Raw genomic sequence first — 19,569 nt, 5'->3', positions numbered from 1 at the left:
CCTAGCCTCTCTGTCGCGTGGTGATCAGCGGGCGGCCCTTCACCGCGCGACCGTCCCCGCTCCCGCTCGCCAGCCGGGCGTGGTACGCGGTGATCGAGCCGTCCAGGCCGCCGTCGTCGAGCTGCCAGCGCTGCTCCAGCCGGCGGCATTCGTCCTTGCGGAACAGTGCGGGGTTGTCGGTCAGCAGCCTGGCGAAGGCCCGCTTCAGCTTGTCCTCGCTCGTGCCCTCCGGAGCGGGCAGGAGGGACGCGAGCGCGGCCAGCTCGCGATCGGCGGTGGCCCGGCCCGCCTCGCGGACCAGCGTCACGAAGTCCCCGCACGGGATCGGCGCGATGACCGCGCCGGCGCGCGCAAGGACGTCGTCGAAGCTGACGCTCTCCGCGCGGAAGACGTGCAGCGTACGGCCCCAGGCGCCGTCGTCGCACACCGCCGCCGCCACGCGGGCCGCCACATAGTCGACCGGGGTGTAGTCGGAGCGCGTGGCGACCTCGGGCATGACGCCCAGCCGCAGGAAGGCCGACAGCAGCAGATGGGTGAAAGCCACCGGATTCGGATATCCGTTGTCGGCGCTCGGCATCACCTCGCCGAGCCGCAGGATGGTGACCAGCGCGCCCCGGCGCCGGGCCTCGGCGAGGTAGCGTTCGGCGATCCACTTGGACCGGCCGTACCCGCCGGCGGGCGTCCTGGCGAGGGACGGTTCGTAGTCCTCCGGCAGGCGGTCGTCGTGCCGCAGCGCCTCGTCCTGGAGCGCCCCGAGCGTCGAGACGTAGTGCACCGGCACGGGCCGGTAGGCCATCGCGAGCCGTACGAGCTCGATGGTGCCGCGCACGTTGACCTGACGATGGGCGCGATAGTCGAACAGGAAGTTCACCAGTGCGCCGTTGTGGAGCACCAGGTCACACGTACGTGCCAGGTGCTCCCAGGTCCGGGCGGTCAGCCCGAGGCCCGGTAACGCCAGGTCGCCCGCGTACCCCTCCAGCCGGTCGGCGAACCGCGGCTCCCACAGACCCCGCTCCAGGAGCGCGCCGACGACCCGCGCGGTCGCGCCGGTGTCGTCGGCGGCCCGCGCGAGGCAGCGAACCCGCAGATCGGTATGGGCCAGCAGCTCATGGACCAGGCGGCTGCCGACGAAGCCGGTCGCCCCGGTGACCAGCACGGTCCGCAGCCTGCCCGACCTGTCGGCGGGCCGGATGGGCTCGCCCTCCGGCACTGTCGAGTCGTGGGCCATGAGCACGGACTCGTCCTCGATGGCCACGCCGTCGCGCCGCCGGGCCTCGATCAGGGGCGTCAGCTCGTTCGCGGTCGGGTGGTCGTACAGATCCTTGACGTCGACCCGCACACCGCACTCCGCGGTGATCATGTGCACGACGGACAGGGCCTGGATGGAGTCGCCGCCCGCCTCCGCGAAGTGCGTGTCGCCCGTCAGTCCGGGCCGGCCGAGCGCCGAGCGCAGCGCCCGCAGGACCTGGTCGGCCAGGTTCGTGGTCGGCGCGCTCTCGGCCAGCCGGGCGGTGTCCTCGGCCAGCCTGCCGTCGAGGACCGCCTGGAGCCGGCCGCGGTCGACCTTGCCGTTGTCGTTCAGCGGCATCTCCGGCAGCAGGAAGAAGTAGCGGGGCATGCTGGTCCTGGGCAGGGTGCGGCGCAGGTGCTCGCTGAGCGCGGCCTCGGTGAGACCGGTGCCGGAGGCGAACAGCGCCAGCGCCTTCGTACCCCGCTGCTCGGCCACCAGGACCTCCGCCTGCCGGACCCCGGGGCACCTCTCGGCGGCCACCTCGATCTCGCCCAGCTCGATCCGGACGCCCCGGATCTTGACCTGGAAGTCCTTGCGCCCGGAGAAGAACAATCGGCCCTCGTGGTCCAGATGGCCGAGATCCCCGGTGAGGTAGAGCCGGGGGCCGGGGATGATCTCCGGAAACGGGTTGGGGACGAACGCCTTGGCGGTGGCCGCCGCGTCGCCCAAGTACCCCTCGCCGAGGCACTCGCCGCCGATGGCCAGCTCGCCGGTGGTGCCGGGCGGCACCGGGCGCAGGTCGTCGTCGACCACCACGGCAAAGCAGTTGTCGATCGGGCGGCCCAGCGGAATCGTGTCCCCATCCGCAGCGGACACGGGGTGGAAGACCATCCCGATGGACGCCTCCGTCGGCCCGTAGCCGTTGGTCACCTGGAGGCCCGGGAGCAGCGCCATCAGCCGGTGCACCGCGCGCGGATTGACCGCCTCGCTGCCGACGACGAGCCGCCGCAGCGACGACAGCTTCCGAAGCGCCTGCTCGTCGCTGTCCACGATGGCCACCAGCGCGTTGAAGACGCTGGAGACGAAGTCCGCGGTCGTGATGCCGTACTCGGCGATCAGGTCGATGGTGTGCCGCAGGTTGAGGAACTCCTCCTGTACGGGCAGCACGGTGTGACCGCCCGTGGTCAGCGGCCAGAACAGCTGCCAGAGCGAGGAGTCGGAGGTGTGCCTGCTGTTCTGCAGGACGACGTCCGCGCCCGTCGCGGCGAAGTAACGCGTCATGAAGCGAAACCGGTTGGTCAGCCCCGCGTGCCGGTTCATCGCGCACTTCGGCGTGCCCGTGGTGCCCGAGGTGAAATAGCCGTAGATCAGGTCATCGGGGCCCACGGGCACCGCCGGGCGCCGGGGTGACGGGACGATCCGGTCGACCTCGACGGTGACCGCGCGGTGCCGTAACTCCCGTGGCAGCGCGTCTGCGGTGGCGCACAGGATCGGCCCGCCCGGCAGCACCCCGAAGGTGCCGCGGATCCGGTCCTCCGGCCACGAGGGGTCCAGCGGTACGAACGCCGCGCCCAGCTTCATCAGCGCCAGATATGTGATGGGCAGTTCCAGAGAGTTGACCAGCAGGACCGCGACCACGTCGCCCTTGCCCACGCCGTGCCCGGTCAGTGTGGCCGCCAGGCCGTTCACCAGCTCGTCCAGCCGTCGATAGGTGAGCATCCGGCCCTCGAACGACACCGCAGGGCGCTCGGGATGGCGGTCGGTCTGCTCCTCGATCAACGCGGAGATCGGGCGGAACACCCCGAAGTCGACCGCGCGGCCGGCGAAGCTCTGGGATTCGATCGATAATCCGGAAGGGGCTGATTGCTGCCCCTGGGACCCTTCCTGGTCGTTGCCGGTCGGCTGTCCGGTCATTTCCACCTCTCCGTTAGGAATGCCGCCCTACTCGTAGGCGTTCCATGCCGTTCCAGATGAGTGCGTTCCGGTGAGAGGTGGTCGTACGCGACGTCCAGCGGGGTGCGCGTCGCCGCCGCGGCGGCGATCCGGCCGACGGCGGGCGCGGTCTGCACGCCGTAACCGCCGAGCGCGGCCAGCCAGACGAAGCCCGGTGCGTCCGGGGCCTCGCCGACCACGGGCGTGTCGTCCGCCACCACGCTGCGCAGGCCGGCCCACGCGTGGCGGACGCTGCGGATCTCCAACGTGGTGGCCCGCTGTAATCGCTCCACGCCGATCGCGACGTCGAGGTCGTCGGGACGGATGTCACCGGGCGGCATCGGGGTCGCGTCGGCGGGTGAGACGAGCAGGCGCCCCGACTCGGGCTTGAAGTAGAAGGTGTCCGCCACGTCGGTGACCATCGGCCACCGGGCCGCGCTGAGGCCCTGGGGGAGCTCGGCGTCTTCGGACAGGCTGTTGTCTTCGGGTAGGTCGGTGAGGAAGGCGGTGCGTCGTAGCGGCCGCAGGCCGATGAGCCGGACCCCGGCGAGCCTGGCCACCTCGTCGGCCCACGCCCCGGCCGCGTTGACCACGATCGGCGCGGCGAACTCGCCCGCGTCGGTCGCCGCGTGCCAGAGCCCGTCCCGCCGGGACAGCCCCCGCACCCGCGCCGACGTGATCACCTGGCCGCCGCGCGCCCGCATGCCGCGGAGAAAGCCCTGGTGGAGCGCGTCCACGTCGATGTCCATCGCCCCGGGTTTCAGCATGGCGCGGCTGTACCAGCCGGACCGCACGATCGGGCAGAGCCGGTGTACCTCATCGTGGTCGATCTCACGGACCGGGGTCGGGGCCGACAGCCCGTCGGCCAGCATCTCGGCGAACTGCTCCTCCGCGCCTACGGGACACAGCGTCAGCACGCCGCGCGGGGTGAGCAGCGGACCGTCGGCGAAACCGGGCGGTGGCGTGGTGAGGAACGATCGGCTCGCCGTGGTGAGCGCTCGTACGGCCGGGTTGCCGAAGTACTCCGAGAAGAGCGCGGCGGACCGCCCGGTCGCGTGGTAGCCGGGAGCGTGCTCCATCTCCAGCAGCGTCACGGTGCCGAACTCGGCGAGGAAGTATCCCGCGCTCGCGCCGGCCACCCCGCCGCCCACGATGAGAAAATTTCTCACGATCGTAACCGATCATATTTCGGGCCGGACCCGCAATATTTTCTGGGCTTCCTGACTTCTGGTATGGAACCAGCGGGAATATAGGAGTCCTGAAGCGTCTTCGGAAAATGGCAGGTCAGAAAATTAGGACCGATGCTGGGCGGGGAGCTGGCCTGTCCGAAACAGGCTCTGTCTCAATGATGACAAACAGGGCAAAAAGACACTATGCCGCCCTTTTATGTATACGGCTGTCTTTAATGTGATTTAGAGACGCCCATGATCAGGAGTTATGGACGGAGCCCGAGCAGGCCCACGGCGTTGTCCTTGAGGATCATCGGACGGACCTCGGGCTTGATGTCGAGCTTGGCGAAGTCGGCCAGCCAGCGGTCGGGGGTGATCACCGGGTAGTCGGAGCCGAAGAGCACCTTGTCCTTGAGCAGCGTGTTCGCGTACTGGACGAGCTGCGGGGGGAAGTACTTCGGCGACCAACCGGACAGGTCGATGTAGACGTACGGCTTGTGCGTGGCCACCGCGAGCGCCTCGTCCTGCCAGGGGAAGGACGGGTGGGCCAGGATGATCCGCAGCTCGGGGAAGTCCACGGCGACGTCGTCGACCAGCATCGGATTGCCGTACTTCAGCCGGATCCCGCCCCCGCCCGGCACCCGCGCGCCGATGCCGGTCTGCCCGGTGTGGAACAACGCGGGCACCCCGAGCTCCTCGATGACCTCATAGAGGGGGTAGGCCATCGGGTCGTTCGGCGCGAAGCCCTGGATGCTGGGGTGGAACTTGAAGCCGCGCACGCCGTACTCCTCGACGAGCCTGCGCGCCTCACGGGCGCCCGCCCGTCCCTTCCACGGGTCCACGCTGCCGAACGGGATCAGCACATCGGCGTGCTCGGCGCAGCTCGCCGCCACCTCCTCGTTGGAGATGCGCGGGTGACCTGTGGCGTGCTCGGCGTCCACGGTGAACACGACCGCGGCCATCTTCCGCTCGCGGTAGTAGGCGGCGATTTCGGGGATGCCCGGCCGCGCGTGCCCCTTGAAGTACTCCGCCGACGCGCCGAACAGCTCCGGACTCAGCGAGCCGTGGCCGTCCTTGGACACCTCGGCGTGCGTGTGAACGTCGATCGCGACGAGCTCGTCGACGTTCATGCCGGACGTCCGGAGGTTCCCGGGTTCTCGTACCGGGAGCCGGTACGACCGGTGGCGGCTGCTTTCCCTGTGAGATTCACCGCTCGAACGTAAGGCGCTTCCGTGACCATGGTCAAGTTTCTGCCGAACGAAGCTGAGGGGCCCGTTCACACCGAAACCTCCGCGGGCGTGACCGCGGAGGTTTCGGTGGTGCGGGGAGTGGCTCTTGGGTTCTCAGGGGGCGGGGACCTCGCGGACCAGCCTGGACGTCCAGGGGCAGAAGAAGCAGCCGGGCAGGAAGGCGCCGCACGCCTCATCGAGATGCTCTTCGGTGTAGGTCACCGTGGCGTCGCAGACCTCGATGGCCAGCGCGAAGAAGCTGATCGTGTCCGGGTCGTAGTGGAAGCTCCAGTACGGGTTGTAGGGGGCCGGTCTCTTGATGATCCGGCCCAGGACGTGCAGCTCCTCCTGCTCCTCGCCGCTGAGGATCCGCCGGGCGTGCTCGATCTTCGCGGGGTCGGTGAGGGGGATGCGCATCGGCTTCCTTTCGATCAGGAGTGGACCCTCTGCACCGATGCCCATCAGCGAAAACTACCTAACGTAACTGTACGACTACAGAAAGATACCGGCTGAGCATGATCAGTCAGGTCGCGTAGGTAGGTGTCCCGGGGACTACCTACGTAGTCGAAATAGGTAGTCGTATGGGGATTTCTCACCTCTCGTCATCGCGGGGTGTGAGGAAGGCTAGTCGCCAAAGTACCAATTCCGCCGAAAGTGAGGATCGAGGCTGCGAGCCATGTACAAGCATCAGCCCCCCAAGTCCACCCCCCTTCGTTCCCGACCGCGAGGCGAAATCTTTCGTCACCTACTGCTTGGAGCAGGGATGGGGTCTGCGTCGCAAGGGGATGGTGCACATGAGCGACACCGGTTCGCGGCCAGGGTCGAGAACGACTGTCCTGCCGACACGCGGCGGGCTGCCTCATGGAGGCTCCCGCACCAGCTCGGCTCAGTGCCCAAGGCACGCCACCTGACACGTGCGCTGCTGTCCCAATGGGGCTTCGACGGCCAGGGTGAGGTCGCCGAACTGCTGGTCAGCGAGTTGGTCACCAACGCGCTGAAATATGTGAAAGGGACCGTCGATCTCAGCCTCTCCGCTGAGGACGGGTTGCTGCGCTTCGAGGTCGAGGATACGAATCCCGAGCTGCCTCAGGTGCGTACGCCCCGCCCGGACGAGGAGAGGGGGCACGGTCTGCACCTGGTCGACACGCTGTCGTGTTGCTGGGGAAGCATCCGCACCCATCGGGGAAAGGTCGTCTGGTGCGAACTGCCTGTCGGCGCGCGCCAGTGCTGAAACCCGGGCCCACTCGCCCACGATCCGGAAAGGTTACGAGAGAGAGTCCATGCGCCAAATCCGTGTCCGCAAAAGTCCTATCCGCACCAAAGATGATCGGCCAGATCTGCGGACGCCATCAGGACGGAGGTTGCCATACTGAATAAACGATCATTACGGAACCCCCTGAACAGAGGGACGCCGGAGCCGATCGGGTCACCGCTGAGATCGGTCCCGGCGTCCCGCCTTGTCGGTGAGCGTCAGGCGAGGGTCACTCGCCGTCGTCCCCCTCGATCGCGTAGGTGATCGTCCGCTTCAGCCCCAGCCGCGCCCCTTGGCGGAAGGCCGCCGCGAACGCCCGCCCGCCCAGTTCCTCGTGGGCGCGGGCCATGCACTGCTCGTGGCCCCGTACGTGGGGAAACAGCCGGGTCGGTGAGGCGCCCATCGCCCGCCACAGCGGATGCGCGGTGCCGAGTATCGTGGCCGCCCGTTCGTATCGGCCCTGCGCGCAGGCCGTCCAGGCCAGCACCTCCAGGCATTGCGTGAGGCCCCACCGGTCGTTGAGCATGTTCCTCAACTCGGCCGCCTCCCTCATCAGGGCCTCCGCCCTGCGCCAATCGCCCTGGTTCCACGCGGCCATGCCGAGGGCGAACAGCGCGTATCCGCGCGACAACTGGGCACCCCGGGCGTCCGACAGCGCGAGGAACCAGTCGCCCAGGGTGATGCTGAGCTCCGGGGCCTCGGCCGCGCCGTAGGCGGCGGCGTAGAACCGGTTGATGGCGGCGGCGTCGACGTCTCCACAGGCCAGGTGCCCGGCGCGGGCCCCCTCCAGGAGCGCGAGACCTCGCCGGGGCTCTCCTGCCGAGAAGGCGGCGATGCCCGAGACCTGGGTGGCGAACGCGAGAGCCGACTCGTCACCCAGCCGCCGGGCCAGGATCTGACATTCCTCAAGCTGCGGCAGGGCCGTCTTCAGGTCGCCCTGATGGAGGGCGAGCAGGCTGTCGACCCACAGGGCGTGGGCCCGGGCGGAGTTCGCCTCCGGTACGAGCCGCAGGCCACGATCCAGCCAGTGCCGGCCCTCGGTGAGAGAGCCGGCGATGATCCAGAAGACCCACAGCGCCGAGGCGATCTCCAGCCCCACGGACGCCTCGCCCGCCCGGCCGAAGCACAGGTCGAGCGCGACGCGCAGATTGGGCAGCTCACGCTGCAGGGCCCTGAACCCCACAAGCTGGTGGGGAGAGAGCCGATCCAACCGGTGCCGCTCGACCTCACCCCGGTAATACTCGACGTATCGCCGGCCCAGCGCCCTCACCTCGGCCGGAGACAACTCCTCACGGCCGTATGAGCGGATGCTGTCGAGCATGCGGTAATACACCCCGGTGTCGCGCTCTGTCGCGATGAGTACGGACTTGTCCACCAAGCCGGCGATCAGATCGACGACATCCTCTTTTTGGATATCCTCTTTTTGGATATCCTCCTTCTCGCTCTCCGCTCCCGGACAGATCGCCTCCGCGGCCTCCAGTTCGACGCCGCCGGCGAACATCGACAGCCTGCTCCACAGCCGCTGCTCGGCCGGCGAGCACAGCCCGAAACTCCAGTCCAGGGTGGCGCGCAGCGACCGGTGCCGGGGCAGGGCGGAACGGGCGCCTTCGACCGGCGCCTCGAAGTGCTCGTCCAGCTCACGCAGCAACTGCTCCACGGGCGTCGTGCGCAGCCGCACCGCGGCCAGCTCGATCGCCAGGGGGATCCCCTCCAGGCGCTGTGACAGCCGGGCCACCGTCGCGGCGTTGGCCGCGTCGACCGTGAACCCGGGTCGTGCCCGCGCCGCGCGTTCGGCGAACAGGCGGACCGCGTCGTGGCGGGCGATGTCGCGTACCGCCTCGCAGGGATCCGATGTCGTCAGCGGCGGCACGTGCAGCACCTGCTCGCCGTAGACGCCGAGCGCCTGCCGGCTGGTCGCCAGGATCCGCAGGCGGGGGGCGCCGCGCAGCATGCGGTCCACCAGGAGGGCGCACTCCTCCAGCAGGTGCTCGCAGTTGTCCAGCACCAACAGCATCCGCCTGTCGGCCAGGTAGTCCACCAGCGTGGTCATGGAGCAGGGGCCCTGTTCGCGCAGGCCCAGCGCCGTGGCCACGGCCGACTCCAGAAGATCGCCATCCTCGAGAGGGGCCAGCTCGACCAGCTCGGCTCCATGCGCGAACGCCCCGCGCAGGGCCTCGGCCGCCTGCACGGCCAGCCGGGTCTTGCCGACTCCACCGGTGCCCGTCAGGGTCAGCAACCGGGTCTGGCCCAACATGCGCCGCACGGCGGACATCTCATGCCTGCGCCCGACGATGCCGGGTCCTTCTGCCCGCCGGCGTTCCGGAGAACCGGTCACCTCCGCGTCCATCCTGCCTTGTGGCGCTGCTGTAATCGCGCCATCACTCACCACCAGGCTATGTCCACTTCATCGCGTTGTGCACCGGAAAACGGTCTGGGCATAACCTAGGTAGTTAAGGGCCCGGATTCAGCACGGTGGTGACCTGCTTGGCCGAGCCGGCACGAGGGCGCGTCATGGCAACAGGGGAGTCCCGGCGGCAGCGGAGTGGGTGGCTGCCGGCCGAGGTGACTAGTTTCGTGGGCCGTCGGCACGAGGTGGCCGAGGTCAAAACGCTGCTGTCCGCATCCCGGGCGGTGACCTTGATCGGCGTGGGCGGGGTGGGCAAGACCCGGCTGGCCCTGCGCGTGGGGCTCGAGGTGCGGCGGGCGTTCCGCGACGGGGTGTGGCTGGTCGAGCTCGCCTCCCTGGAGGATCCGGAACTGCTGGCCCAGGTCGTGGCCGAAGCCCTGGAGATTCGCGACCACACCGTCTGCCCGCCTCTGCAGGTGCTCGTCGGCCACCTGCGCGACAAGCAGACGCTGATGATCCTGGACAACTGCGAGCACCTGGTCAACGAGTGCGCCGTGGTGGCCGACATGCTCCTGCGGGCCGCGCCTGAGCTGCGGATCCTGGCCACCAGCAGGCAGACGCTGGGCATCAGCGGCGAGCAGATGCTGCCCGTGCCGACGCTTCCGCTGCCGGACTCCGACCGCCCGGGCATGTCCGCCGAGGCGCTCATGCAGTGTGACGGGGTGCGGCTGTTCACCGAGCGGGCCCGGGCCGTCCTGCCGGCGTTCGCCGTCACCGAGGAGAACCGGGACCTCGTGCTGCGGATCTGCCGCCGGCTGGACGGGCTGCCGCTCGCCATCGAGTTGGCGGCCGTGCGGCTGCGGGCGCTGTCGCTCCAGCAGCTCCACGACCGGCTGGACGACCGGTTCCGGCTGCTCACCGCGGGCTCGCGGGCGACGCTGCCGCGCCATCAGACGCTGCGCGCGATGATCGACTGGAGCTACGGCCTCTGCTCGGAGCAGGAACAACTGATGTGGGAGCGCGCGTCGGTGTTCGCCGGCACGCTGGACCTGGAGGCGGCGGAGGCGGTCTGCTCCGGCGACGGCATCAGCCGCGAGGAGGTCATCGACCTGGTGATGGGCCTGGTCGACAAGTCCGTCTTCCTCCGGGAGGAGCATGGCCGGGGGGTGAGATACCGGCTCCTCGAGACCATCCGTCAGTACGGCCGCGAACGGCTCACCGCCTCGGGCCAGGAGCCCGCGCTGCAACGGCGACACCGCGCCTACTACCGGGCACTGGCGGCGCGGGCCCACGCGCAGTTGTTCGGCCCCTCGCAGGTGGCCTGGTTCGACCGGCTGCAGCTCGAACACGCCAACCTGCGCACCGCCATCGACAGCTTCTACGGCGACCCGGCGGAGATCAGGGCCGGCCTGGGCATGGCCGCCGACCTGCTCTACCACTGGATCACCAGTTACTACCTCGGCGAGGGCCGGCGCTGGCTGGACCGAGGGCTGGCCCTGGACACCGAGCCGAGTGAGGTACGCGCCAGGGCGCTGTGGGCCAACAGCTGGCTGGCCATCATCCAGGCCGACATCACCGCCGCCGCGGCCATGCTGGAGGAGAGCCGGGTCCTGGGGGAGCGGCTGGGTGATGAGCTGGTCCGCGGGTACGTCGCGCTCTACTCCGGCATGATCGCCATGTACCGCGGCGACACCGAAATGGCCATCGGGCTGTACGAGGAGGCCGTGGCACACCACCGGAACACCGAGAACCCCGTGGGCCTGGCCCTGGCCCTCATCCGGCTGTCCCTCGCGCACTCCTACCTGGGTGACTCCTCGCAGGCCATCGCCCTGGGCGACGACTGCCTGGCCGTGTGCGACGCCTATGGGGAGGGGTGGCACAAGGCGTACACGATGATGGCGCTCGGCGTGGAGGTGTGGCGGCAGGGAGACCTCCGCCGCGCGACCGAACTCGAGAAGGAGAGCCTGGTCTTCAACCGCTCGCTGGACGATCCGCTGGGCGTCGGGGTCAACCTCGAGGTGCTGGCCTGGATCGCCGAGACGGAGCAGCACTACGAGCGGGCCGCCCGGCTGCTGGGCATCCTGGAGACGGTCTGGAGCTCGATCGGCGCGGCATTGTCCGGATTCGGGCACCTGGTCCGCTACCACGACGAATGCGAGAGTCGCACGCGCGCCGCCTTGGGGGACGCGACCTTCGACACCGAGTTCAAGCGGGGTGCCCGGCTCTCCTACGACGAGGCGCTCGGCTACGCGCTCCAGGAGGAGCCGCCTCAGAGTGAGAAGGCGGCGAAGGCTGAGCCGGCGCGGCTCACCCGCCGTGAGACGGAGATCGCCCAGCTGGTCGCCCAGGGGATGACCAACAAGCAGATCGCCGCCGCGCTGGTGATCGCCCCGCGCACCGCCGAGGGGCATATCGAGCACATCCTGAACAAGCTCGGCTTCAACTCACGCGCCCAGATCGCCGTGTGGGTCGGTGAGCGGGCCCGAGCCGCGGACGGGGAGCCTCCCGATACGCGTGACTGATCATTTCGCGAGGGCGCGCAGAAGCTTGGGTTTGGCGGCCTTCTTCCAGATCGGCGCGAGGGCGCGGTACGCCTCGGCGGCCTCGTGACGTTCCTCGGCGAGCAGCAGGCCGAGGGTGAAGGCGTCGGCCGCCGACAGGTTCGCCCTGGTGGCGAGCTGGGTGAGCTGTTGCTGGGCGACCAGCGCGTCCTGGCGGCGGCCGAAGGCGTCCTGCAGTCGTTCGCCGTGCTTGGCGAGCTTCGCGGCGGGCTTGCCGAGCACGTCGGCGGCGGCTTCGGCGGTGTAGCGGGCGCGTTTGGCCGCCTTGCGGGTGGCGTGCAGGGCCTGGTCGCGCTCCTCGCCCGGGGGCAGCTGCTCGGCCTTGGCGTATTTGGCCAGGACCTTGCGCCAGCTCCTGGCCACCAGGGCCGAGGGCCGGTGGTTCGCCTTGCCGTGGAAGGGCGGGTCGGCGATGAGATCGTCGACGGCGGCCAGGAGGGCGAAGTAACGCGGTGTCCGCAGCGTCTTCTTGAGTGCCCGTCTGGCCTTGTGCTCGCGCTCGGCCAGCACGGCAGGCCATTCCGCCTCCCGGGGACCGGCGGCGGGCTGGTCGGCGAGGCGGCGGGCGAATCGGCCGGTGAGCACTTCAAGATCGCGCACCGTGCCCAGTTCGGCGGCCAGCCACTTCAGCTCCGCGTCGAGCGGGCCGATCCGGTCGCCGTCCAGCAGCCGCGCGTGGGTGCGCAGGAGGCTGCGGATGCGCCGCAGGGCCACGCGCATGTCGTGCACCGAGTCGTCGTCGTGGTCGGCCAGGCGTACCAGCGGGTCGTTGGCGAGCAGTTGCCCGCGTTGGCGCCGCACGTACGCGATCAGCACCGCCCTGGCGCTCCGCCCGTCATTGCGGCCGCTTTCCGGGGGCAGGTCGGCGCCCAGCACGCGCGCCAGCTTGGAGCCGGACGGCGACGGCGCCAGCCCGGCGTCACGCAGCCTGCTCTCGACGGCATCGAGTACGTCCATGCGGCCGTCGACCAGCTCGACCTCGATCTCGCGCCACGAGACGGGCGGCCGGTCGGCGTTTTGACGACGGCCCTCCACCACGTCGTCGCTGACCTCGGCCAGCACCCGGCCCTCTTGGTCGCGCAGCTTGCGCGTCGTGCGGGTGGTCCGGAGGGTGGCGACCGGCACGAGGTCGCGCCCGCGGAGATGGGCGGCGACGAGGTCGGTCAGCCGGGCGGGCACCTGATGCACACCGGCGCCCAGCGGCGCGTGCACCTCCCGCTTGGCCCCCTTGGCCACCGGCAACTTGAGATGCCACCCGGCGTCCTGGCCGCCCCGGCGGCGGCGCAGGGTGATGCCGTGGGCGGCGAGCGTCAGAGCGGGGGTGTCGACGTAGTCGGCCACCAGCCGCCACGTCTCCGGCTCGTCCACCGTGACCTTGCCGTCCGGGCCGGCGAAGTCCTCGATCGCGATCTCGACGGGGCCGTTGACATCGTACTTACGTTCGATCTCCACAATGTTTCCTCAAGTCTCCGAAACACCCCACTACCCGAGCAAGTTCCACAAAACGTGCAAAAAGCCCCTTCCTGGGGCCTCATCCACGACGGACCGTCTTCTTCCGCTCCCGGGAGGAGGATCCCGCCATCGGGCCCAGCCGCGACGGACCGTTTTCTTCTCTCCCCCGCAGGGGGTCCCTCCAGAAGGACCCCAGCCACCACGGACCGTCACTCGGGCCGAGACGGAAGCGTGACGCCGCGCCAAGGGTTTGGCGGAAAACCATTTGAACGAGTGAGTACTCGCTCATTAGGATCGTCCGCATGACGAAGAGGCGCAGGGTGCCGGCCATGGCGCCAGAAGAGCGTCGGGCCACACTCATCGCCGCCACGCTGCCCCTGCTGCGCGAGTACGGCACCGCGGTGAGCACTCGCCAGATCGCCGAGGCCGCCGGCGTGGCCGAGGGGACGATCTTCGGGGTCTTCCCCGACAAGGCCTCGCTGGTGCGGGCGGCGCTGATGAGCGCGTTCGACCCGAAATCGGCGGTGGCCGCGCTGACCGGCATCGGCACGACGACCGAGCTGCGCGCGCGGCTGCGCGAGGCGGTCACGATGCTGCGGGCGGGAATGAACGCCAACGCCAACCTCATCTCCAGCCCCAAGGAGCTGATGGTCGACGACGTCGAGTTCCGCGAGCGGATGATGGACAGCCGGCGTCAGATACTGGCCGCGCTCGCCGCTCTGCTCGAGCCCGACCGCGACCGGCTGCGCCGCTCTCCCGAGGCCACGGCACAGCTGCTCCTGATGTTGATCGCGGTGAGTGTGCATCGCGGTTTCGGCCAGGGCGGCGAGTTCGGCGACATGGACGACGCGGAGATCGTCTCCGTTCTGCTCGACGGGCTGCTCCTGCGGCCTTCCCCCACTCCTTCGACAGAAAGCACTTCTTGATGCTGCTCCGTCTCTTGCGGGCACAGCTCAGGCCGTACGGGAAAGAGATCACGCTCGTCGTCCTCTTCCAGTTCGTGCAGACACTGGCCACGCTCTATCTCCCCACCCTCAACGCCGACATCATCGACAACGGCGTCGTCAAGGGTGACACCGGATACATCGCGCGCGTCGGGCTGGTGATGCTCGGGGTGACGCTCATCCAGATCATCTGCTCGGTCGTGGCCGTCTACTACGGCGCCCAGACCTCGATGGCCCTGGGCCGGGACTTACGAGCCGCGATCTTCCACCGGGTCCAGGACTTCTCCGCCCAGGAGGTCAACCGGTTCGGCCCGCCGTCCCTGATCACCCGGACCACCAACGACGTGCAGCAGATCCAGCTGCTCGTGCTGATGACGTTCACGATGATGGTGGCCGCGCCGATCATGTGCGTCGGCGGGATCGTGCTGGCGCTGCGCCACGACGTGGCGCTGTCGTCGCTGCTGCTCATTGTGCTGCCCGTGCTGCTCGTCATCGTGGGCCTGATCGTGATGCGCATGCGTCCGCTCTTCCGCACGATGCAGGAGCGCATCGACCGGATCAACCAGGTGCTGCGCGAGCAGATCGCCGGCATCCGGGTCATCAGGGCCTTCGTCCGCGACCGGCACGAGCGTGAGCGTTTCGCGGTGGCCAACGACCAGCTGACCGACGTGTCGCTGCGGGTCGGGCGGCTGATGGCGCTGATGTTCCCCACGGTCATGCTGGTGGTGAACGTGTCGAGCGTCGCCGTGGTGTGGTTCGGCGGCCATCGCATCGCCGATGGGAGCATGCAGGTGGGCGCGCTGACCGCGGTCATCTCCTACCTGATGCAGATCCTCATGTCGGTGATGATGGCGATGTTCATGTTCATGATGATCCCTCGGGCCGAGGTCTGCGCCGAGCGCATCGAGGAGGTCCTCGACACCGAGCCGACCGTCCACCCGCCGGCGACCCCCGTCGCCCCGGAGAGCCATCTCGGTGAGCTGGAGCTGCGGTCGGTGGACTTCCGCTATCCGGGCGCCGACGAGCCGGTGTTGTGCGACGTGAGCTTCGCGGCGCGGCCGGGCCGTACCACCGCGATCATCGGCAGTACCGGCAGCGGCAAGACGACGCTGCTCAACCTCATCCCGCGCCTGTTCGACGCGACCGCCGGCGAGGTGCTGGTCGACGGCGTCAGCGTACGAGACCTCGACCCGGCCGTGCTCTCCCGGGCGGTCGGCCTGGTCCCGCAGTCGCCGTACCTCTTCTCCGGCACGATCGCCTCCAACCTGCGCTACGGCAGGCCGGACGCGACCGATGAGGAGCTGTGGCGGGCCCTCGACGTGGCGCAGGCCCGCGAGTTCGTCGAGGCGATGCCCGAGGGCCTGGACGAGCCGATCGCCCAGGGCGGCACGAACGTCTCCGGCGGCCAGCGCCAACGCCTGGCCATCGCCAGGACGCTGGTGCACCGGCCCGAGATCTACCTGTTCGACGACTCCTTCTCCGCCCTCGACTACGCCACCGACGCCCGGCTGCGCGCCGCGCTGGCCGAGGAGATCACCGACGCCACGATCGTCATCGTGGCCCAGCGGGTCAACACGATCCGCGACGCCGACCGCATCCTCGTGCTCGACGACGGCCGCGTGGTCGGCAGCGGCGACCACGCCGAGCTCATGGAGACCTGCCCGACCTATCGGGAGATCGTGCTGTCTCAGCTCACCGAACAGGAGGCCGCGGCATGACCGAACCCGAACTCATCGACCTGCACAGCACCTTGATCATGCGACCGAGCGTTATGCGATCAAGCGTTATGCGATCAAGGAAGGAAGGTTCATGACCACCCCGACGCCCGCGCGCCGCCCCGCGCCCGCTTTCGGGCCGGGCCGGATGATGTCCGGGCCGGCCGAGAAGGCGCACGACTTCGGCGGTTCGTTCCGCCGCCTGCTGCGGCTGCTGCATCCCGAGCGCGCGATGCTGGCGGTCATCCTGGCTTTAGGTACGGCCAGCGTCGCGCTGACCGTGACGGGTCCCAAGATCCTCGGCCAAGCCACGGACCTGATCTTCTCGGGCATCATCGGCGCCCAGTTGCCCGCCGGGATCACCAAAGAGCAGGCCGTGGCGGGGCTGCGCGCCAGGGGGCAGGGCACGTTCGCCGACATGGTGTCGGCGATGAGCGTGGTGCCCGGCCAGGGCATCGACTTCACCGCGCTGGCTCAGGTACTGGGCTGGGTGCTGGCGCTCTACCTGGTGGCGGCGCTGCTCGGGATCGTACAGTTCCGGCTGACCACGATTGTCGTGCAGCGGGCGGCGTCCCGGCTGCGCGAGCGGATCGAGGCCAAGCTGGCGCGGCTGCCGCTGAGCTACTTCGACGGCCAGCCGCGCGGCGAGATCCTCAGCCGCGCCACCAACGACACCGACAACATCGCGCAGACGCTGCAGCAGACGATGAGCCAGCTCATCTCGTCGGTGCTGACGGTCGTGGGCGTGCTGGTGATGATGTTCTGGATCTCGCCGATCCTGGCGATCATCGCGCTGGTCACGGTGCCGCTGTCGGTCTACGTCACCACGGTCATCGGAAAGCGGTCGCAGCCGCAGTTCATCAAGCAGTGGTCCTCGACGGGCAAGCTCAACGGCCACATCGAGGAGATGTTCGGGGGGCACACGCTGGTCAAGGTGTTCGGCAGGCAGAAGGAGGTCGCCGAGGCCTTCGACGAGCACAACCAGGCCCTGTTCAACTCCAGCTTCCGGGCCCAGTTCATCTCCGGGCTCATCCAGCCGGCGATGATGTTCATCGGCAACCTCAACTACGTGCTGGTCGCCGTGGTGGGCGGGTTCAACGTGGCCTCGGGTTCGATCTCGCTGGGCAACGTGCAGGCCTTCATCCAATACTCCAGGCAGTTCAGCCAGCCGCTGACCCAGGTGGCCGGCATGGCGACCCTGGTGCAATCGGGTGTCGCCTCGGCCGAACGGGTCTTCGAGCTGCTGGAGGCCCCGGAGCAGTCCGCGGAGCCCGCCAAGCCCGCGCGCCCCGAGCAGGTCAGAGGGCGCGTGGCGTTCGAGAACGTGTCCTTCCGCTACGATCCGGACCGGCCGCTGATCGAGAACCTGTCGCTTACCGTCGAACCCGGCCAGACCGTGGCCATCGTCGGCCCCACGGGAGCGGGCAAGACGACGCTGGTCAACCTCATCATGCGCTTCTACGAGGTGACCGGCGGTCGTATCACGCTCGACGGCGTCGACATCGCGGAGATGTCCAGGGAAGAGCTGCGCGCCAACATGGGCATGGTGCTGCAGGACACCTGGCTGTTCGGCGGCACGATCGCGGAGAACATCGGCTATGGGGCGGAGGGCGCCACGCGCGAACAGATCGAGGCCGCCGCGGAGGCCGCCCACGTCGACCGCATCGCGCACACGCTGCCCGACGGCTACGACACGGTGATCGACGAGGAGGGCGCGACGGTCAGCGCGGGCGAGACGCAGCTGATCACGATCGCCCGCGCGTTCCTGTCCGAGCCGGCGATCCTGATCCTGGACGAGGCCACCAGCTCGGTCGACACCCGGACCGAGGTGCTCATCCAGCGGGCGATGAGCTCGCTGCGCGAGGGGCGTACCAGCTTCGTGATCGCGCACCGGCTGTCCACGATCCGCGACGCCAGCCTGATCCTGGTCATGGAGAACGGGCGGATCGTCGAACAGGGCACGCACGAGTCGCTGTTGGCCGCGGACGGCGCCTACGCCCGCCTGTACTCGGCCCAGTTCGGCCGGGCGGTCGCGGAGGTGGACTAGCCATCCTTTTGGGGACCGGCGACTCCTGTGTCGTATTTGGATGATCGACACCGGTACACGATGATGGTCAGGAGTCGCCGGATCTTGACGGGAGCCACGCATGCGGATCGGTGTCGTCTTTCCTCAGACCGAGCTCGGTGCCGACGTGGGCGCCGTACGGGCCTACGGACAGCGGGTCGAGGAACTCGGGTTCCGGCATGTGCTGGCCTATGACCACGTCGTAGGCGCCGATCCGGCGGTCCACCAGGGCTGGGACGGCCCCTACGACGTGCGGACCACCTTCCACGAGCCGATGGTCCTGTTCGGCTACCTCGCCGCGCTGACCTCGCTGGAGCTCGTCACGGGCATCATCATCCTGCCCCAGCGGCAGACGGCCCTGGTGGCCAAGCAGGCCGCGGAGGTCGACCTGCTCACCGCCGGCCGGTTCCGGCTGGGCGTGGGACTGGGCTGGAACCAGGTGGAGTACGAAGCCCTCGGCCAGGACTTCAGCACCCGAGGCAAGCGCATCGACGAGCAGGTCGCGTTGCTGCGCCGGTTGTGGACCGAGCCGTCGCTCACGTTCGAGGGCACCTTCGACCGGGTGACCGGCGCGGGGCTGGCGCCCCTGCCCGTGCAGCGGCCGATCCCCGTCTGGTTCGGCGCGCAGTCACCCCCGGCGTACCGCCGCGCCGGACGCCTGGCCGACGGGTGGTTCCCGCAGATGTCCCCGGGGCCGAAGCTCGACGAGGCCAAGGCCATGGTCGCGGAGGCCGCCACACAGGCGGGCCGCGACCCCGCCACGCTCGGCATGGAAGGCCGGGTCAGCTGGACGGGCGACGCCGAGGAGCTACGCGAGGCGGCCCGGCAGTGGCAGGAGTCCGGAGCCACGCACGTCGCCATCAACACCATGCGGGCGGGACTCCGCTCGGTCGACGAGCACCTCGCCGCACTGGAGACGGCCGCCGACGCACTCGAGGTCCGGAAGGCCGATTAGCTCGGGTCAGAGGTCAGGGGCGTCGGTTGGACATCCCTCAGCCGGTACCAGCAACTCGCGGGAGAGGGCATGGCGGAGGTCGTGGTCGTCGAACCTCTAGATGACGTTCCGCTCGTACGGCATCAGTGGCCCGTTTTGGCGGTGATGTCGAAGCGCTCCACGGATCGTGCGTGAATGCCGTGAGCCGTCAGCAACTCCAGTACGTGATCGAGGGCTAGGGCACGGACTCGTCCTTGGTCCTCTTACCGAGGTGAATGGAGATCACTCGGGCGGGACGAGGAGGGGCCACGAGCGATGGCAGGGTCTTCAGGAGGTCAGGTCGATCTTTGAGGACCTTCTCAAGGAACTTGAGACGTGCTTTGTATGCCAAGAGGCCGCACACAGCGGAGACGGAACCGGTGATAGCAACTACCACAGCCACCCATAGCGCTGGCAAAACCCCACCTCGACATGACTTCATCGAGCCTGCTTGAGGACGGCTCTTTGATCAATGCGATGTGTTGTTGTGTCGCGCTACTGGCCTAGGCCACACCATCTACATGTGAGACCACCTTGGGCGATCAGCCCAACTCAAGCGGCGGCCTCAGGAGGTTCTTCCTGGGGCATTGGCGAAGGTAACTCGGTGGTAACCGCTCACCGAGCCGCTGCTACCTTCGCAGAGATCGTAGCTGATGAAGCTCGGCCGGTGGCGGCAAGCTGGGACTTCTCGGACGGATC

12 protein-coding genes are annotated in these 19,569 nt (G+C 69.0%); 6 read left to right on the top strand and 6 right to left on the bottom strand.

What is annotated here, in order from left to right; all coding sequences use genetic code 11:
• Position 1: 1 nt before the first annotated feature.
• The 4 genes from AB0B64_RS35705 to AB0B64_RS35690 all read right to left on the bottom strand — a co-directional run bounded on the left by AB0B64_RS35705 (position 2) and on the right by AB0B64_RS35690 (position 5,978).
• On the bottom strand, positions 2–3,145 hold the full coding sequence (locus AB0B64_RS35705; protein WP_358182950.1) for an amino acid adenylation domain-containing protein: 3,144 nt from the start codon (positions 3,143–3,145) through the stop codon (positions 2–4).
• Positions 3,142–4,332, bottom strand: a complete 1,191-nt coding sequence (locus AB0B64_RS35700) for an FAD-binding oxidoreductase (RefSeq protein WP_358182947.1) — start codon at positions 4,330–4,332, stop codon at positions 3,142–3,144. Before AB0B64_RS35700 ends, AB0B64_RS35705 begins: the two co-directional genes overlap by 4 nt.
• A gap of 266 nt (positions 4,333–4,598) precedes the next feature.
• Complete coding sequence (locus AB0B64_RS35695) at positions 4,599–5,462, bottom strand: amidohydrolase family protein (RefSeq protein ID WP_357951308.1); 864 nt, start codon at positions 5,460–5,462, stop codon at positions 4,599–4,601.
• Positions 5,463–5,675: 213 nt separating this feature from the next.
• Positions 5,676–5,978, bottom strand: a complete 303-nt coding sequence (locus AB0B64_RS35690) for a calmodulin (RefSeq protein WP_357951310.1) — start codon at positions 5,976–5,978, stop codon at positions 5,676–5,678.
• A 259-nt stretch (positions 5,979–6,237) separates the two neighbouring features.
• Here AB0B64_RS35690 and AB0B64_RS35685 point away from each other — a divergent pair, with 259 nt between their 5' ends.
• On the top strand, positions 6,238–6,792 hold the full coding sequence (locus tag AB0B64_RS35685) for an ATP-binding protein (RefSeq protein WP_358182944.1): 555 nt from the start codon (positions 6,238–6,240) through the stop codon (positions 6,790–6,792).
• A gap of 250 nt (positions 6,793–7,042) precedes the next feature.
• Here AB0B64_RS35685 and AB0B64_RS35680 read toward each other — a convergent pair whose 3' ends face one another.
• Positions 7,043–9,076: a LuxR family transcriptional regulator gene (locus tag AB0B64_RS35680; protein ID WP_358182941.1), complete on the bottom strand. Its 2,034-nt coding sequence runs from the start codon at positions 9,074–9,076 to the stop codon at positions 7,043–7,045.
• Between the two features lie 248 nt (positions 9,077–9,324).
• Here AB0B64_RS35680 and AB0B64_RS35675 point away from each other — a divergent pair, with 248 nt between their 5' ends.
• Positions 9,325–11,682, top strand: coding sequence for a LuxR C-terminal-related transcriptional regulator (locus AB0B64_RS35675; protein WP_357951314.1), 2,358 nt, complete (start codon positions 9,325–9,327; stop codon positions 11,680–11,682).
• On the opposite strand, the gene AB0B64_RS35670 is transcribed toward AB0B64_RS35675, so the two are convergent.
• The gene (locus AB0B64_RS35670; RefSeq protein WP_357951315.1) at positions 11,683–13,173 is read right to left on the bottom strand and encodes a CYTH and CHAD domain-containing protein; all 1,491 of its coding nucleotides are present in this window, start codon (positions 13,171–13,173) and stop codon (positions 11,683–11,685) included.
• Between the two features lie 302 nt (positions 13,174–13,475).
• Between AB0B64_RS35670 and AB0B64_RS35665 the strand changes: the two genes are divergently transcribed.
• The 4 genes from AB0B64_RS35665 to AB0B64_RS35650 all read left to right on the top strand — a co-directional run bounded on the left by AB0B64_RS35665 (position 13,476) and on the right by AB0B64_RS35650 (position 18,852).
• On the top strand, positions 13,476–14,099 hold the full coding sequence (locus AB0B64_RS35665; protein ID WP_357951317.1) for a helix-turn-helix domain-containing protein: 624 nt from the start codon (positions 13,476–13,478) through the stop codon (positions 14,097–14,099).
• Positions 14,099–15,835, top strand: coding sequence for an ABC transporter ATP-binding protein (locus tag AB0B64_RS35660; protein ID WP_357951318.1), 1,737 nt, complete (start codon positions 14,099–14,101; stop codon positions 15,833–15,835). The genes AB0B64_RS35665 and AB0B64_RS35660 overlap by 1 nt, the downstream gene beginning before the upstream one ends.
• A gap of 91 nt (positions 15,836–15,926) precedes the next feature.
• Positions 15,927–17,879 (top strand): ABC transporter ATP-binding protein, encoded by a 1,953-nt coding sequence (locus AB0B64_RS35655; protein ID WP_357951320.1) that lies wholly within the window; start codon positions 15,927–15,929, stop codon positions 17,877–17,879.
• A 100-nt stretch (positions 17,880–17,979) separates the two neighbouring features.
• Complete coding sequence (locus tag AB0B64_RS35650; protein ID WP_357951322.1) at positions 17,980–18,852, top strand: LLM class F420-dependent oxidoreductase; 873 nt, start codon at positions 17,980–17,982, stop codon at positions 18,850–18,852.
• The last annotated feature ends 717 nt before the right edge of the window (positions 18,853–19,569 follow it).

It is taken from the genome of Nonomuraea sp. NPDC049129, from assembly GCF_040648495.1.
In the GTDB taxonomy this organism is placed as follows: Bacteria; Actinomycetota; Actinomycetes; order Streptosporangiales; family Streptosporangiaceae; genus Nonomuraea.
This window is presented reverse-complemented; position numbering and strand designations above follow the sequence as displayed.

Excerpts from the sequence above, each read along its gene's own strand:
- AB0B64_RS35705 (WP_358182950.1), bottom strand. The coding sequence starts at position 3,145 with ATGACCGGACAGCCGACCGGCAACGACCAGGAAGGGTCCCAGGGGCAG.
- AB0B64_RS35695 (WP_357951308.1), bottom strand. The coding sequence starts at position 5,462 with ATGAACGTCGACGAGCTCGTCGCGATCGACGTTCACACGCACGCCGAG.
- AB0B64_RS35690 (WP_357951310.1), bottom strand. The coding sequence starts at position 5,978 with ATGCGCATCCCCCTCACCGACCCCGCGAAGATCGAGCACGCCCGGCGG.
- AB0B64_RS35685 (WP_358182944.1), top strand. The coding sequence starts at position 6,238 with ATGTACAAGCATCAGCCCCCCAAGTCCACCCCCCTTCGTTCCCGACCG.
- AB0B64_RS35675 (WP_357951314.1), top strand. The coding sequence starts at position 9,325 with ATGGCAACAGGGGAGTCCCGGCGGCAGCGGAGTGGGTGGCTGCCGGCC.
- AB0B64_RS35665 (WP_357951317.1), top strand. The coding sequence starts at position 13,476 with ATGACGAAGAGGCGCAGGGTGCCGGCCATGGCGCCAGAAGAGCGTCGG.
- AB0B64_RS35660 (WP_357951318.1), top strand. The coding sequence starts at position 14,099 with ATGCTGCTCCGTCTCTTGCGGGCACAGCTCAGGCCGTACGGGAAAGAG.
- AB0B64_RS35655 (WP_357951320.1), top strand. The coding sequence starts at position 15,927 with ATGACCACCCCGACGCCCGCGCGCCGCCCCGCGCCCGCTTTCGGGCCG.
- AB0B64_RS35650 (WP_357951322.1), top strand. The coding sequence starts at position 17,980 with ATGCGGATCGGTGTCGTCTTTCCTCAGACCGAGCTCGGTGCCGACGTG.